We start from the raw sequence: 14,795 nt of genomic DNA on the forward strand, positions 1-14,795 counted from the left end.
CGCCGCTGATTATGGTTTTCTCACCACCGGCACATCCAGTTCACGCAGTATCTCAACAAACGGCGAAGGCCGCTCTTTATTGAACAGCAGCCAGACGCGCAGGCGGGCGCGAGTGATAGCGACATACAGCAACCTCCGCTCTTCAGCATCAGGGAAATCTTCCGGCTGCGGCAGCAAGGCCTGCTCCATGATTGACTCCCGCGGCGGCGCCGGGAACGCGTCATCCCCTTCTTGCAGCCCCAGCACGATCACATAGTCAGCTTGTTGACCCTTACTGGCATGGATGGTCATAAAATCGATCTGCAGATGCGGCCAGCGCGTCGCAGCTTTTTCCAGCGCAGCAGGTTTAAGGTGATGGTAACGCGCCAACAGCAAGATCCGTTGTTCCGGTTTAGCATAGCCGCTCAGCTTGTCGAGCAGATCGTCAAGCTTGTCATCCGCCAACAGCGTCACTGCTTTCTTATCGCCTGCGCTCAGGCTGTTCAGCGGTTTTGCGAGCTGATGAGGGTTTTGCTGAATGAAACCATTGGCAATCTCACCGATACGGCCGTTAAATCGATAGGTCGTATCCAGCGCGCAGCAATCCCCCTCGCCAAAATAATGATTAAACGCTGTGGTTAAAGAAAGCTGCGCGCCGCTAAAACGATAGATCGCCTGCCAGTCGTCACCAACAGCAAATAGCGTCGTCTGCGTATTTTGTCGACGCAGAGCCGCCAGCAGTTCAGCACGCTGCGGCGAGATATCCTGAAATTCATCAACCAGAATATGTTTCCATGGGCTAACGAAACGACCCTTATCCAGAATATTAACCGCCTGGTGGATAAGCCCGGAGAAATCGACGGCGTTTTCTGCTTTCAGCGCCGTTTTCCAGGCTTTCAGCAGCGGCGCCATCAGCTTCACTCGCTTACCGAAGAGATCGCGTACCTCTTCCGGCGCACCAGCGATCATCTCCGCCTGCGCGCCGCCATGCATACGCATCAGGCTTACCCAGCGGTCAAGACGGCTGGCCAGCCGACGTAGCAGTACCCGGTCCTGCCAAAAATCGCCGTTGTCGATCTGCCATCCCATCTCATCCATCAGCCACTGGCGCCAGCCTTTAGCCTGCGCTTTTTTCTCCTGGCACTGCTGTTGCCAGGCTTTCAACAGTAATTTCTGCCGGGCGGCAGTGTCGTTTTCCAATTGGCTGATAGTCGGTACCTTCTTACTGCCCTGCTGGATGATATGCAGCGCCAACGAATGGAAAGTTCTCGCGGTAATTTCATCCGTTCCCAATCGTTCCTGAATACGTTCGTCCATCTCCTGCGCGGCCTGACGACCAAACGCCAGCAGCAGGATCTGATCGGCTGCCGCCTCGCCGCGGTTTAATAACCAACCGGCCCGGGCAACCAGTACCGACGTTTTACCGCTACCCGCGCCAGCAAGAACCAGCAGCGAGCGTTCGCCGTTGACCACAGCGCGCGCCTGAGCCGGATTAAGCGGAGAAGATTCGACCTTATCGAAAAAGCCGCGATACTGTTCGAGCATGCTTTCGGTGAACGCCTGGTTATGGGCTAAGCGGGCCTCTTCGATATCACTGAGCCAGCTTTGGCATTGGCGCCATAGTTCGCGGCAGTTATCAAATTCATCAAGACGACTGGCGGGGATCGGCAAACCGGTTAATGCGCGGCGAATTTTAGCCTGCACATCCGCAACCTGCTGGCGCGTCAGCCATTTGCCTTCGGCGCTGGAACGCGCAATTTCGCTCAGTTGTTGACGCAGCAGCTCAGCAGCAATCTCACTCATCTCTGCGCTCCATTGCTGCCAGAGGTGATTGAGATGGTGAAAGAAGTGCTGCGTCTCAGCCCATTCGGTGCCGTGCAAACGTACAACTTTGCTTTCCGGCAGCACAAATTCCAGCTCGCCCCATACCAGGCCGCGCTTACAATGGACTGACAATAACTGATTGAAAGGTATAAGATACTCATGACGATCGCCGGAGACTTTAACCCCGGCGTTAAGCAATTGCACCCTATCATATGGATGCTGTGCCATGCGTTTGCCCAATGTTGTCGCTTTAAGTTCCATGTATCGCCGAATTTCAATCAGTTTGGATGTTTTTAAGTTTAACCGCCCGTGAGCAGGTGCTCCAGCGCAAAAAAACGTTACAATTGTCGAGTCTTATTATCCACAGGGTTAAACAGAGGGTTTATGCGTACCATTCTGAATATTTTGAACTTTGTTCTTGGCGGTTTTGCTACCACGCTCGGTTGGTTATTGGCGACGTTGGTCAGCATCGTTCTGATCTTCACGTTACCGTTGACCCGTTCATGTTGGGAAATCACCAGGTTATCGCTTTTCCCCTACGGCAATGAAGCCATCCATGTTGATGAGCTGGAGCCGCAAGGGAAAAACAGCCTGTTAAACGCGGGCGGCACCATTCTGAACATTTTGTGGTTCATGTTCTTTGGCTGGTGGTTGTGCCTGATGCACATCTTCAGCGGTATCGCTCAGTGTCTGACCATCATTGGTATCCCGGTAGGGATCGCCAACTTTAAAATCGCCGCCATTGCGCTTTGGCCAGTAGGACGCCGCGTGGTCTCCGTTGAAACCGCTCGCGCCGCGCGCGAAGCCAATGCCCGTCGCCGCTTTCAGTAATCGTACGGAACACAGTTATGTTAAGCCCCCTGCTTCGCCGCTACACATGGAACAGCGCCTGGTTATATAACGCCAGGATATTTATCGCGCTTTGCGGCACAACGGCTGTGCCATGGTGGATCGGCGAAGTCAAACTTACTATCCCACTGACTCTCGGCGTCGTCGCCGCGGCCTTAACCGACCTCGACGATCGGCTTTCCGGGCGACTGCGTAATCTGGCTATTACGCTGGTCTGTTTTTTTATTGCTTCCGCCTCGGTGGAGCTGCTCTTTCCGTGGCCATGGCTGTTCGCCATTGGCTTAACCCTGTCCACTATCGGTTTTATTCTGCTCGGCGGGCTTGGACAACGCTATGCCACTATCGCATTCGGCGCCTTACTGATCGCCATTTACACCATGCTGGGGGTCACACTGTATAACAGCTGGTATCTGCAGCCGCTCTTTTTGCTGGCAGGCGCCATCTGGTACAACGTCCTGACTCTTGCCGGGCACCTTATTTTTCCGATCCGCCCGCTGCAGGATAATCTCGCGCGCAGCTATGAACAGCTGGCGCACTATCTGGAGCTAAAATCGCGGCTGTTCGACCCGGATCTTGAAGATGAAAGCCAGGCGCCGCTGTACGATCTGGCGCTCGCCAATGGTAAACTGGTCACCACGCTCAACCAGACAAAGACTTCTCTACTGACGCGCTTGCGCGGAGACCGGGGACAACGCGGCACCCGCCGTACCTTGCAGTACTATTTTGTCGCCCAGGACATTCACGAACGCGCCAGTTCGTCGCATATTCAGTATCAGACGCTTCGTGACCATTTCCGCTATAGCGATGTCATGTTCCGCTTTCAGCGGATGCTTTCGATGCAGGCGCAGGCGTGCCAGAAACTGTCACGCGCCATCCTCCTGCGCATCCCTTATCAGCATGACGCGCACTTTGAGCGCGCTTTTATGCACCTGGACGCCGCGCTGGATCGCGTACGCGCCAGCGGCGCGCCGCAAGAGCAAGTCAAAGCGCTGGGCTTTTTGCTCAATAACCTCCGGGCTATTGATGCGCAGTTGGCAACCATCGAATCGGTACAAACCAGCGTGCTCGCCAGCAACCACACCGAAAACCTGCTATCCGACGATCGTCCCAGCGGTTTTAGCGATATCTGGCTACGCTTGCGTAGCAACATGACGCCAGAATCCGCGCTGTTCCGCCACGCGGTGCGAATGTCGCTGGTGCTGTGCGCGGGATATGCCTTCATTCAGTTTACCGGACTCAACCACGGTTACTGGATTTTGCTTACCAGCCTGTTTGTTTGCCAGCCGAACTATAATGCCACCCGACATCGGCTAGCGCTGAGGATCATCGGTACGCTGATAGGCGTTGCGATTGGCCTGCCGGTATTGTTGCTGGTTCCCTCCGTTGAAGGCCAACTGCTGCTGATCGTCCTGACCGGAGTACTATTCTTTGCGTTTCGCAACGTACAGTACGCGCATGCCACGATGTTCATCACCCTACTGGTATTGCTGTGCTTTAACCTGCTGGGCGAGGGATTCGAAGTCGCGCTACCGCGTATCCTCGATACCCTCATTGGCTGTGCTATCGCCTGGGCGGCGGTGACCTTTATCTGGCCGGATTGGAACTTCCGCAATCTCCCCCGCGTGTTGGATCAAGCCATCAATGCCAACTGCCGTTATCTGGATGCCATTCTTGAGCAATATCACCAGGGCCGCGATAACCGTCTTGAGTATCGCGTTGCCCGGCGTAATGCGCACAACCGGGATAGCGAACTGGCGTCAGTGGTATCAAATCTGTCGACAGAGCCCAAAGCCGACGCCGAGATGCGCGAGACAGCATTCCGCCTGCTGTGTCTCAATCATACTTTCACCAGCTATATTTCAGCGCTAGGGGCGCACAGGGAAAAACTGACAACCCCGGAAATACTGGCGTTACTGGATGATGCAGTCTGCTATGTCGATGATGCGCTGCACCACACGCCAGCGGACGAGCAGCGTGTCCAGCAGGCTCTCAACAATCTACAGGCGCGTATCCAGCATCTGGAACCGCGGGCCGATAGCAAAGAGCCGCTGGTCCTGCAGCAAGTCGGCCTTCTGCTCGCGTTACTGCCGGAAATCTGCCGTCTGCAGCGCCAAGTGGCGGGTCAGCCGGAGTAATCATCTCCCCCGTATCCTTGTTCATTCGCCCACTCCCGCAGCTTCTGGCGCCTCAGCGCCGGGAGCGCGGCCGAGTGAATTCCAGCAATGGCTCCAGCCAGAGATTCAAGCACACTGATCGACAGCCCTTTATTCTGCTCCCGTAACTTTAACCAACTCTGTTCAGCACCGACTTCACGCAGCGTTTTCACATCAGTTATCCCGACATTGATCAGCATCAATTCCATATGGAAGCTGATATTAGGTAAATCTTTCAGCCTGCCGGAATCGCGCTGATGCCGCTTTTCACTGAGAGCCGTATGCAGCGACAGCGCTGACAGGTGGTAAAGCATTTTACTGTCCTGCCATAACTCTTCGCCTATACGATAATATTTAAGCGCCACCGGCCGGCCATTCTTACGCATGGTGAGCATCGGGCTACGATGCTCAACCCGGTACGCCGCACTTTGTTCGCAAACCCGAAGGTATATTTCGCCCTCTGCCACCATGGCAAAAACGGTATTCTCTATCGCCAGGCTATAGCCGCCGAACAATGGCCGGCTGCTCATTTTGCCTAGTGGAGAAAGGCACTCCTGAAGCTGGAGGAACCGTAGTTTGGAAATTTTCTTCATGATCATTCCTTTGTTAATCATGTAAATAGAAATAATTTTATTAACGGATCCGTTATCAAAGAAAATAAGTGAGTTCTTTTTGCGCAGCAAGATGAATTTTGCCTTCAACTCAATCAGGTCGCGGTTTTGCGAGGCGCTTTCAGGAAATAGTTATTCTGCAAATCGCGTTACAGAGACTCGCTGAATACATAAACACCGTTAATTGATGTCCAGCATATTGATGCCTGCGGCATCAAGGCCTGGAATCGGTATCAAAAGCGAAAAGGAAGGAGGTCATCTTGATTGATATATGCAACAGTAGCGATGGGCTCATACCAATACGCCGCGATGCCCAACGGCCTGGATGAATAAAATGTGTTCAGGAAGCGGAAAATGAGGTTGACGTCTCCCCCTGGCGGATATACTGTATATGCATACAGTAACTCACAGGCGAGATAAACTATGTTTACTTCAGCTCACGCAAATCGTTCACCACTGACTTCTGCTTCAGTACGTCGCCCTTCGCACAGCGTCGTCGAACATCCAGCCACTGGGCTGATTAGTGAAATAGTCTATCGCGAAGATCAACCCATGATGACGCAGCTTTTGCTGCTACCTTTATTACAGCAGTTGGGTCAGCAGTCACGCTGGCAACTTTGGCTCACGCCACAGCAAAAACTGAGTAAGGAATGGGTTCAGTCTTCAGGCCTGCCACTATCTAAAGTCATGCAGATTAGCCAGATGTCCCCTTACCACACCCTGGAATCAATGATTCGCGCCCTACGTACCGGAAATTATAGCGTGGTTATCGGTTGGTTGGCGGATGAACTAACAGAAGAAGAGCATGAACGCCTGGCGATTGCCGCTGAAGAAGGTCACGCAATGGGCTTTATCATGCGTCCAGTGAGAAATACAAACCAGCCCGGAAGACAATTAAACGGGCTAAAAATTCACTCTAATTTGTATCATTGAGTTGATTTAGGATTAATCCTGGAATTTTTTTTGCTTATCCAAAAACACCTTAAGGAATAGGGGTATTTTTACAAAGATCCCTGTGTGGTGCGGTTTCGCGACATTTGATGACGTTCACAAATTAACCATATTTGTTAAATATTGTGTATACAACCCTTTTTTTTCATATGCCTGACCGAGTTCACACTTGTAAGTTTCTAACTAAGTTGTAGACTTTACATCGCCAGGGGTGATCGGCTTACGCTGCATGTATCAGCATAGTTAACAACAAGTCACGCCCCCGGTGAAGGATTTAACCGTGAGGTCTTATGTACCTTCATGGCGAATTTTGGATGATAATGAGGCGCAAAAAATGAAAAAGACAGCTATCGCGATTGCAGTGGCACTGGCTGGCTTCGCTACCGTAGCGCAGGCCGCTCCGAAAGATAACACCTGGTATGCAGGTGGTAAACTGGGTTGGTCTCAGTTCCATGACACCGGCTGGTACAACAGCAACCTGAACAACAATGGTCCGACCCACGAAAGCCAACTGGGTGCTGGTGCGTTCGGTGGTTATCAGGTTAACCCGTACCTCGGTTTCGAAATGGGTTACGATTGGCTGGGCCGTATGCCGTACAAAGGCGACAAAGTTAACGGCGCATTCAAAGCTCAGGGCGTTCAGCTGACCGCTAAACTGGGTTACCCGATCACTGATGATCTGGACATCTACACCCGTCTGGGCGGCATGGTATGGCGCGCTGACTCCAGCAACAGCATCGCTGGCGACAACCATGACACCGGCGTTTCCCCTGTATTCGCAGGCGGCGTTGAGTGGGCTGTTACTCGTGACATCGCTACCCGTCTGGAATACCAGTGGGTTAACAACATCGGCGACGCAGGCACTGTAGGCGTTCGTCCGGACAACGGCATGCTGAGCGTTGGTGTTTCCTACCGTTTCGGTCAGGAAGACAATGCACCGGTTGTAGCTCCGGCTCCAGCTCCGGCTCCGGAAGTCACCACCAAGACCTTCACCCTGAAGTCTGACGTTCTGTTCAACTTCAACAAAGCAACTCTGAAGCCAGAAGGTCAGCAGGCTCTGGATCAGCTGTACACCCAGCTGAGCAACATGGACCCGAAAGACGGTTCTGCCGTTGTTCTGGGTTACACCGACCGCATCGGTTCCGAGCAGTACAACCAGAAACTGTCTGAGAAACGTGCTCAGTCCGTTGTTGACTACCTCGTAGCTAAAGGTATCCCTTCTAACAAGATCTCTGCTCGCGGTATGGGCAAAGCAGATCCGGTTACCGGCAACACCTGTGACAACGTGAAAGCTCGCGCTGCACTGATCGACTGCCTGGCTCCGGATCGTCGCGTAGCGATCGAAGTTAAAGGTTACAAAGACGTAGTAACTCAGCCGCAGGCTTAAGTTTCCTACGATAAAAAACCCCGCTGATGCGGGGTTTTTTTTGGTCTGAATTTGGCGTCTGATGTAAGAATCGGGCTCGTCGTATCTGGTTAACCCTGTTCTTTACCTAACAACACCTGCAGATCGTGCTTCAGGCTCGACATCTTGCTGGCATATTTTTCTTTATGCTCGGCATCTTCAATCAGCTGTACGATGGTTTCCGATAACGTCTTTCCTCGCCGTTGCGCAAGCCCTGCCAGACGTTGCCAAACGACGAACTCCAGATCGATAGATTTTTTCCGCGTGTGTTGATGCTCAGCATTAAAATGACGCTTGCGGCGCGCACGGATAGTCTGTTTCATCCGGTTCACGAGCTCCGGATTCATATGCTGATCAATCCAGGTGTTCACCAGAACAGGTTCATTCTCGAGCGTCAGCAAGACATCGACCGCGGCTTGCGCAGCGCTGGCTTCAATGTAGCGGGTAATCAGTTCACCTTCCCGGTGCTTCTTTACCAGATATTTCCATTTCCAGCCGCTTTCAAGGTTTTCCAGTTGTTGATATTTCATTGCGATCTCAATGTGACCGTGTAACTCATTTCAGGATATCAGTTTTTTCTGGATGTGCTGAGAATAAATCATCTTTCGTGATGTGGACAGTCCCATTATCACGGCGATAAACGCAATCCTCCGTGTGCTCAGACGCGGCATCGGGTATAATCGCTCGTTTTACATCTGACTAAAAAACAGCGACTTTGACCATTACGAAACTTACCCGAAACGACCTCGCTCCTGATACGGAAAGTTATCAGGCGCTGTTTACCCAGGTCAATCTCGCCGAAGCAGAGGAGTCCCTCGCCGGCGATCTACAACCCCGTTTATTTTATGCGCTGGAGCAGCTGCTGATCACTCCAGCCATTTCGTCATTTATGCTGGTGAAGGCGCCGGAAGAGCCAGAATATCTGCAATGGGTTGCCGCAGCCGCCCGTAGCCTGCATCAACCGACATCCCCGCTGTACGGCGTACGTTATCAGATCAACGGCGGCAACGTCACCATGTCGCCAGCGCAAAGCGCAGAAGACAACTTTGCCAGCACAGGGCCGGTTGAGTCCGCAGACTGGGTTGAAGCGGAACAGTTATTCGGCTGCGTACGCCAGTTTAACGGCGAAGTTTCCCTGCAGCCGGGGCTGGTTCACCGTGCGAACGGCGGTGTTCTGCTGCTCTCCTTGCGCGCATTGCTGGCCCAGCCGCTGCTCTGGATGCGCCTTAAGAATATGGTGACCCGTCAACGCTTTGACTGGTTGTCTATCGATGAATCCCGCCCCCTGCCCGTCAGCATTCCGTCAATGCCGCTAAACCTGAGAATTATTCTGGTCGGCGAGCGCGATTCACTGGCTGATTTCCAGGATATGGAGCCCGAGCTCGCCGCGCAGGCAATTTACAGTGAGTATGAGGATAACCTGCAAATCGCCGATGCTGACACCCTGAAGCTTTGGTGCCAATGGGTATGGCAGAATGCGCGCCAGCTCTCACTACCGGGGCCGGCTGCTGACGCCTGGCCGCTGCTGATTGACGAAGGCGCGCGTGATACCGGCGATCAGGAAACGCTACCGCTGTGTCCGCTGTGGATTGCTCGCCAGCTGCGCGAAGCGGCAGCGTTCTGCGAAGGTGAACAGGTTAGCGGCGAAGAGATGCGAACCATGCTGGAACGCCGCGAGTGGCGAGAAGGTTATCTGGCTGAGCGAATGCGCGACGAAATTCTGCTGGAGCAAATCCTGATTGATACAGAAGGCGAATGCGTCGGCCAAATCAACGCCCTGTCAGTGATTGAATTCCCGGGCCATCCGCGCGCATTTGGCGAACCTTCGCGTATCAGCTGCGTGGTGCATGTCGGCGACGGTGAATTTGTCGATATAGAACGCAAAGCCGAACTGGGGGGCAATATCCACGCCAAAGGCATGATGATCATGCAGGCGTTTATTATGTCTGAGCTCGAACTCGACCAGCAGCTACCGTTCACTGCATCGCTGACTTTTGAACAATCCTATAGCGAAGTGGATGGCGATAGCGCTTCGATGGCCGAACTGTGCGCCCTTATCAGCGCGTTAGCCAACGTGCCAATCAACCAAAGCATCGCCATTACCGGCTCGGTCGATCAATTTGGTCGCGTACAACCGGTCGGCGGGCTGAACGAGAAGATTGAAGGCTTCTTCACCATCTGCCAGCAGCGTGGATTAACAGGCAAACAGGGCGTCATTATCCCGGCCGCCAACGTACGCCATCTGTGCCTTACGCAGGAACTACGCCAGGCGGTCGCTGACGAGCAATTCTTTATCTGGGCCGTTGAAGACGTGACTGAAGCCTTGCCGATTCTTACCCAGCTGCTGTGGGATGGTGAAGGACAAACCTTACGGCAAACCATTCTGGAACGGATTGCACAAGCGACGCAACAAGAGACTCGCCATCGCTTTCCATGGCCGCTACGCTGGTTAGGCGGGTCAGGTTCGAACTGATCGGACTTGTTCAGCTTACACGTGTTAGCTATCCTGCGTCCCGAACTCAAAATAAGGCTTACTGAAAACATGGTAGATAAACGCGAATCCTATACGAAAGAAGATCTTCTTGCCTCTGGTCGTGGTGAACTGTTTGGCGCGAAAGGCCCGCAACTGCCGGCTCCGAGCATGCTGATGATGGACCGCGTCGTCAAGATGACCGAGGCCGGCGGCAACTACGACAAAGGTTATGTTGAAGCAGAGCTCGACATCAACCCGGACCTGTGGTTCTTCGGCTGCCACTTTATCGGCGATCCGGTAATGCCTGGCTGTCTGGGTCTGGACGCAATGTGGCAGTTGGTTGGCTTCTATCTGGGCTGGCTGGGCGGCGAAGGCAAAGGCCGCGCGCTGGGCGTGGGTGAAGTTAAATTTACCGGCCAGGTTCTGCCGACGGCGAAAAAAGTCACCTACCGTATCCACTTCAAACGCATCGTCAACCGTCGCCTGATCATGGGCCTGGCGGACGGCGAAGTGCTGGTCGATGGTCGTCTGATCTACTCAGCAACCGACCTGAAAGTGGGTCTGTTCCAGGATACTTCCGCGTTCTGATTTACCTTACGTATGTACCCTAAGGTATAAAAGGCGAAGCCTTCGCAGAGCGAAGGCTTCTTTTTTTAAAGAGACAGTCAGGCAGTTTGCACCCTGTCCTCCATGGCTTCTCGCCAACCTCCTAGCCAATGGGACCTCTGATTCAGGGTCTGGTAGGGACACATTTCTTTTGATCGACCGGTAATGCCGGCCTGATATCCACGCTGATGTGCCCGTTCCAGGCGATCTCGTTTTTGTCTCTTCATGCCTCGTTTCCCTCATTATTTGATCTGGTGGAAAAGAAAACAGTGGTCACTAAATATGCAGCCACGTATAACCTTTACCGCGAAACAGAGGCAGCGTCAATGCGCAAAATTCACGCCATTGTCATATTTGTGAGCTATATGAAAGTTCATTTGTACAAAAATCGTGAACCAGCACAACTAACAATCTGACATGGCAAATAAAAAAGCCGCTGCGATTTTTGACGTCGCTGCGGCTTTTATTTTTATTCATTTTACTTATGGCAGACGGCTCAACTCGCTCGCGATAGCGGCAGCTTCCTGACTCCAGGCCTGCGCCAGCGTTTTGACCATTGCATCGTAGCCGTCCTGCTGCTGCTTGAGCTCAATATCAAACGGGCGCTTAATCAGCTGTCCCTGATGCTTAAGCAGCCACTCGCCGCTGACAATAACCCGGCCATCGTAGCGGCCATGGAAACCGTTGACGGAGACGTTAAGCGTATCCTGCTCGCTACCTAACGGCTGCGACGACACCACCCAACCGGGCAATTGATTACTCAGATTAGCCACCAGAGCGGTGCGTAGCTGCTGATCCAACGGGCTCGCCCACAGGTTGTTACTCGCAATCACGTACTGTACGTCGGTGGTCTGATAAACCACGCCATTGCCGGCCAGATAGTCCGGGATACTCACCTGTTCGATCCACAGTAAGTTCTTACCCTGGTGGGCGGCGCTTTGCGCGCCGCTCTGCACTACCGGCAGCTGATAGTAGGTCTTACTCTCGCCGCCGCTGCTGCACGCCGTCAGCGCGCATACCGCTGCCGCCACTAACCACTTTTTCATTATTTCGCTCCCTTCGGCTGCGGATCTTTTTTATCCTTCGCCTCAAATACCAGCGCATTGCTCTTATCGTTGAGCGTTTTCAGTACCGGCTGCAGTTCACGAAGAACCTGATCCAATCGCTGCATATCCGCAACCATCTTATTGTAGGCCGCCGAGCCAGGCTGGAAGCCCTGCATACTGCGGTTCAGCTCGCGTAGCGTCGTTTGCATATCGGCAGGCAGTTGCTGCATCGACTGGCTTGAGGTGATCTTATTCAAGCTATCGAGCGTCGTCTGCACGTGCTGCATGGTTTTCTCGCTTTGCGCCAGCGTACTGGTCGCCTGCTCCAGCAACGGGTTAATCGGCAGATTGTTAATCTTATCGAGCGCATCCATCAGGCGCTGCTGGATCTGTGCCAGACCACCGCTAATGGTTGGAATGATCGGATAACCGCCGAATTCCTGAATCTTGCCGCGTGGAGGCGCTTTCGGATAGAAGTCGAGATCGATATACAACGCGCCGGTCACCAGGTTACCGGTTTTCAGCGACGCGCGCAGGCCGCGGTTGATCAGATCATCAATGTGCCCGCGAATGTTCGGATCGCCGCCCAATTGATTAACAATACGCTCCGGTTCAATACGTATCTCTACCGGAATACGGTAGTCATCATTTAAACGCTGCTTCAGCCCCGGGATAAAGAACGGCACTTTGCCGACGGTACCCAGACGAATGCCGCGGAATTCCACTGGCGCACCCGGCTGCAGCCCGCGAACTGAATCTTTGAAAAATAACACGTAATCAATATGTTCGGTAAATACCGAGTCCTGGATACTCTTTTGGTCGTCAAACAGGTGGTATTCGGTTTTGTTCGCCACCGGTTCGCCAAGATCCAGGCCTTCAGGGATATCAAAGCTTACGCCGCCGCCAAACAGCGTCGACAGCGATCCCATTTCTACGCGCATCCCCGCAGAAGTGAGATCAACGGCGATACCGCTATCTTTCCAGAAACGCACATTGGTGGTCACCAGACGGTCGTTAGGCGCGTTGATAAACAACTGATAGCTGATACGGCGCTTCTGCGTATCAAAGGTGCTGGTTTCAACCGAACCGACGCGATAGCCGCGGAACAACACCGGATCACCCGGAGAGAGTTGCCCCGCTTTGCTGCTTTCCAGCAGAATACGGATGCCCTTTGCATCCGGCGAGGCTAACGGCGGCGAATCCAACAGCGGGTATTCCGACGCAACCGATCCCGCTTTACCCGGCTGTAGTTCGATATAGGCGCCGGAAAGCAGCGTGCCGAGACCGCTGATCCCTTCACGTCCAACCTGCGGTTTCACCACCCAGAATACCGAATCTTTATGCAGCAATTTCTGCATGCCGGAATTCAAGCGCGCTTTAATTTCTACGTGTTTCAAATCGTCGGTCAGGATCGCGCTCTCCACAACCCCGACATCGACGCTGCGGCTCTTGATACGCGTTTTACCCCCTTCAATGCCTTCGGCGTTGGTGGTGATCAGCGTCACCTCCGGCCCCTGATGGCTGTAGTGATAAAACAGTATCCATGCGCCGATGAGCACAGTCACAATCGGAAAGATCCAGACCGGTGACCAGTTCTTCACCTTCTGTACTTTCGCTTCTCCGCTCTTATTTTCCATGCTGTTGCATTTCCTCATGGCTTGGATCGGGTTCACGGTCCCACAACAGACGCGGGTCAAACATCATGGCCGAGAACATAGTCATAACAACGACCAGCGCAAACATCACCGCGCCTATCGCCGGATAGATATTCATCAAGCCTCCCATACGCACCAGCGCCGAGAGGACCGCGATGACAAAAACGTCGATCATTGACCAACGGCCAACAAATTCCACCACTTCATAAATCAGGTGCATGCGTTCTGAGTCACGCGCGCCGTGACCGTTCGCGCTCCAGCACAGCCAGCCGATAGCGATCATTTTTAACGTCGGCACCATAATACTGGCGATAAATATCACCAGCGCGACCGGATACGAGCCTTCGCTCCACAGTAAAACCACGCCTGCCATGATGGTCGATGGCATCTTATCGCCCAGCAGATCGGTAATCATAATCGGCAAGATATTAGCAGGCAGGTACAGCACGAATGACGTCATCAGCAACGCCAGCGTCCATTGCAGGCTATGTTTACGCCGCGCGGTACCTTTGGTGTGGCAGCGCGGGCACTCTGTTTCATCCGCCGGCAGCACCGCGGTACAGCATGAGCAGGATCGCAGCCCCTGGCGAAGCCCTGGCCTACCCGGTTGCAACGGCTGTTTGATCGCGGGCTGCGGCGCGATATCGTCCCATAACCAGCGTCGATCGACACACTGGAAAGCGCGCAACTGCAGCAGGCAGAACAGACACCAGGGCACAAAGCTCAGACCGACACCAATATCGCCGTAGGCCATCAGCTTCACAAAGCTGACCAACACGCCAGCGAGGAAAATTTCCGCCATCCCCCAGCTTTTAAGGTGAAACAGGATCCGCGCCAGGAATGCCTTTAATCGCGATGGCATATGTACACGATTCACCAGCAGGAGAATGGTCAACAGGCAGAACGCCGGGACCAGTTGCACAAAGAGCATAAAGAAAGTGCCGAGGCTGGCGTAGTCCTCGGTAAACAGCACATCAGGAATTTCCAGCAGTCCAATTTCGCTGCTGATGCCACCGACTTTCATATAAACAAAAGGAAATAAGTTGGCCAGCAGCAGCATAAACAGCGCCACCAGCGCATAAGCCGTAGGACGCTGCCGAGGCGCGTCCCACGACGTGGTGAGCGTTGTGCCGCAACGCGGGCATGCGGCTTTCTGGCGATGCTCCAGCGGCGGCAAAGCCACCAGCAGATCACATTGTGGGCACAATATGTGCCGCGCAGCATGATGTTGATCGCACATGGA

General features: G+C 53.5%; 13 protein-coding genes. 6 read left to right on the forward strand and 7 right to left on the reverse strand.

Annotated elements, in window-relative coordinates:
- Positions 1-9 precede the first annotated feature (9 nt).
- Entirely contained in the window at positions 10-2,064 is a 2,055-nt protein-coding gene (gene helD, locus PYR66_15200; GenBank protein WEF26657.1) for a DNA helicase IV, read from the reverse strand.
- 123 nt (positions 2,065-2,187) lie between these two features.
- Between helD and PYR66_15205 the strand changes: the two genes are divergently transcribed.
- Positions 2,188-2,634: a YccF domain-containing protein gene (locus PYR66_15205; protein WEF26658.1), complete on the forward strand. Its 447-nt coding sequence runs from the start codon at positions 2,188-2,190 to the stop codon at positions 2,632-2,634.
- Positions 2,635-2,651: 17 nt separating this feature from the next.
- Positions 2,652-4,787, forward strand: coding sequence for a YccS family putative transporter (gene yccS / locus PYR66_15210; protein WEF26659.1), 2,136 nt, complete (start codon positions 2,652-2,654; stop codon positions 4,785-4,787).
- Here yccS and PYR66_15215 read toward each other — a convergent pair.
- The gene (locus PYR66_15215; GenBank protein WEF26660.1) at positions 4,775-5,398 is read right to left on the reverse strand and encodes a TfoX/Sxy family DNA transformation protein; all 624 of its coding nucleotides are present in this window, start codon (positions 5,396-5,398) and stop codon (positions 4,775-4,777) included. The genes yccS and PYR66_15215 overlap by 13 nt on opposite strands.
- 441 nt (positions 5,399-5,839) lie before the next feature.
- On the opposite strand from PYR66_15215, the gene sulA reads away from it, so the two are divergent.
- Both sulA and ompA read left to right on the forward strand, forming a co-directional pair.
- Positions 5,840-6,349, forward strand: a complete 510-nt coding sequence (sulA, locus tag PYR66_15220; protein ID WEF26661.1) for a cell division inhibitor SulA — start codon at positions 5,840-5,842, stop codon at positions 6,347-6,349.
- A gap of 352 nt (positions 6,350-6,701) precedes the next feature.
- Complete coding sequence (gene ompA, locus PYR66_15225) at positions 6,702-7,754, forward strand: porin OmpA (protein ID WEF26662.1); 1,053 nt, start codon at positions 6,702-6,704, stop codon at positions 7,752-7,754.
- Between the two features lie 89 nt (positions 7,755-7,843).
- Here the strand turns inward: ompA and matP are convergent, their stop codons facing one another.
- Positions 7,844-8,302 (reverse strand): macrodomain Ter protein MatP, encoded by a 459-nt coding sequence (gene matP, locus PYR66_15230; GenBank protein ID WEF26663.1) that lies wholly within the window; start codon positions 8,300-8,302, stop codon positions 7,844-7,846.
- Positions 8,303-8,487: 185 nt separating this feature from the next.
- Between matP and PYR66_15235 the strand changes: the two genes are divergently transcribed.
- Positions 8,488-10,245: a Lon protease family protein gene (locus tag PYR66_15235; protein WEF26664.1), complete on the forward strand. Its 1,758-nt coding sequence runs from the start codon at positions 8,488-8,490 to the stop codon at positions 10,243-10,245.
- A 69-nt stretch (positions 10,246-10,314) separates the two neighbouring features.
- Positions 10,315-10,833, forward strand: coding sequence for a 3-hydroxyacyl-[acyl-carrier-protein] dehydratase FabA (gene fabA, locus PYR66_15240; protein WEF26665.1), 519 nt, complete (start codon positions 10,315-10,317; stop codon positions 10,831-10,833).
- 77 nt (positions 10,834-10,910) lie between these two features.
- Here the strand turns inward: fabA and rmf are convergent, their stop codons facing one another.
- From rmf to pqiA, 4 genes are all read right to left on the reverse strand, one after another.
- Entirely contained in the window at positions 10,911-11,078 is a 168-nt protein-coding gene (gene rmf, locus PYR66_15245; GenBank protein ID WEF26666.1) for a ribosome modulation factor, read from the reverse strand.
- A 255-nt stretch (positions 11,079-11,333) separates the two neighbouring features.
- Positions 11,334-11,897 (reverse strand): membrane integrity-associated transporter subunit PqiC, encoded by a 564-nt coding sequence (gene pqiC, locus PYR66_15250; protein ID WEF26667.1) that lies wholly within the window; start codon positions 11,895-11,897, stop codon positions 11,334-11,336.
- Positions 11,897-13,534 carry an intermembrane transport protein PqiB gene (gene pqiB, locus PYR66_15255; protein ID WEF26668.1) on the reverse strand — a complete coding sequence of 546 codons (1,638 nt, stop codon included), beginning with the start codon at positions 13,532-13,534 and terminating at the stop codon, positions 11,897-11,899. The genes pqiC and pqiB overlap by 1 nt, the downstream gene beginning before the upstream one ends.
- A complete protein-coding gene (gene pqiA, locus PYR66_15260) occupies positions 13,524-14,792 on the reverse strand; it encodes a membrane integrity-associated transporter subunit PqiA (GenBank protein WEF26669.1) in 1,269 nt (422 codons plus the stop codon). The genes pqiB and pqiA overlap by 11 nt, the downstream gene beginning before the upstream one ends.
- Positions 14,793-14,795: the final 3 nt, after the last annotated feature.

This window comes from Klebsiella aerogenes (assembly GCA_029027985.1).
GTDB classification, from domain to species: domain Bacteria; phylum Pseudomonadota; class Gammaproteobacteria; order Enterobacterales; family Enterobacteriaceae; genus Klebsiella; species Klebsiella aerogenes_A.

Bases quoted from the DNA above. Each gene is read 5' to 3' on its own strand.
- helD (WEF26657.1), bottom strand. From the start codon at position 2,064: ATGGAACTTAAAGCGACAACATTGGGCAAACGCATGGCACAGCATCCA.
- PYR66_15205 (WEF26658.1), top strand. From the start codon at position 2,188: ATGCGTACCATTCTGAATATTTTGAACTTTGTTCTTGGCGGTTTTGCT.
- yccS (WEF26659.1), top strand. From the start codon at position 2,652: ATGTTAAGCCCCCTGCTTCGCCGCTACACATGGAACAGCGCCTGGTTA.
- PYR66_15215 (WEF26660.1), bottom strand. From the start codon at position 5,398: ATGAAGAAAATTTCCAAACTACGGTTCCTCCAGCTTCAGGAGTGCCTT.
- sulA (WEF26661.1), top strand. From the start codon at position 5,840: ATGTTTACTTCAGCTCACGCAAATCGTTCACCACTGACTTCTGCTTCA.
- ompA (WEF26662.1), top strand. From the start codon at position 6,702: ATGAAAAAGACAGCTATCGCGATTGCAGTGGCACTGGCTGGCTTCGCT.
- matP (WEF26663.1), bottom strand. From the start codon at position 8,302: ATGAAATATCAACAACTGGAAAACCTTGAAAGCGGCTGGAAATGGAAA.
- fabA (WEF26665.1), top strand. From the start codon at position 10,315: ATGGTAGATAAACGCGAATCCTATACGAAAGAAGATCTTCTTGCCTCT.
- rmf (WEF26666.1), bottom strand. From the start codon at position 11,078: ATGAAGAGACAAAAACGAGATCGCCTGGAACGGGCACATCAGCGTGGA.
- pqiC (WEF26667.1), bottom strand. From the start codon at position 11,897: ATGAAAAAGTGGTTAGTGGCGGCAGCGGTATGCGCGCTGACGGCGTGC.
- pqiB (WEF26668.1), bottom strand. From the start codon at position 13,534: ATGGAAAATAAGAGCGGAGAAGCGAAAGTACAGAAGGTGAAGAACTGG.
- pqiA (WEF26669.1), bottom strand. From the start codon at position 14,792: ATGTGCGATCAACATCATGCTGCGCGGCACATATTGTGCCCACAATGT.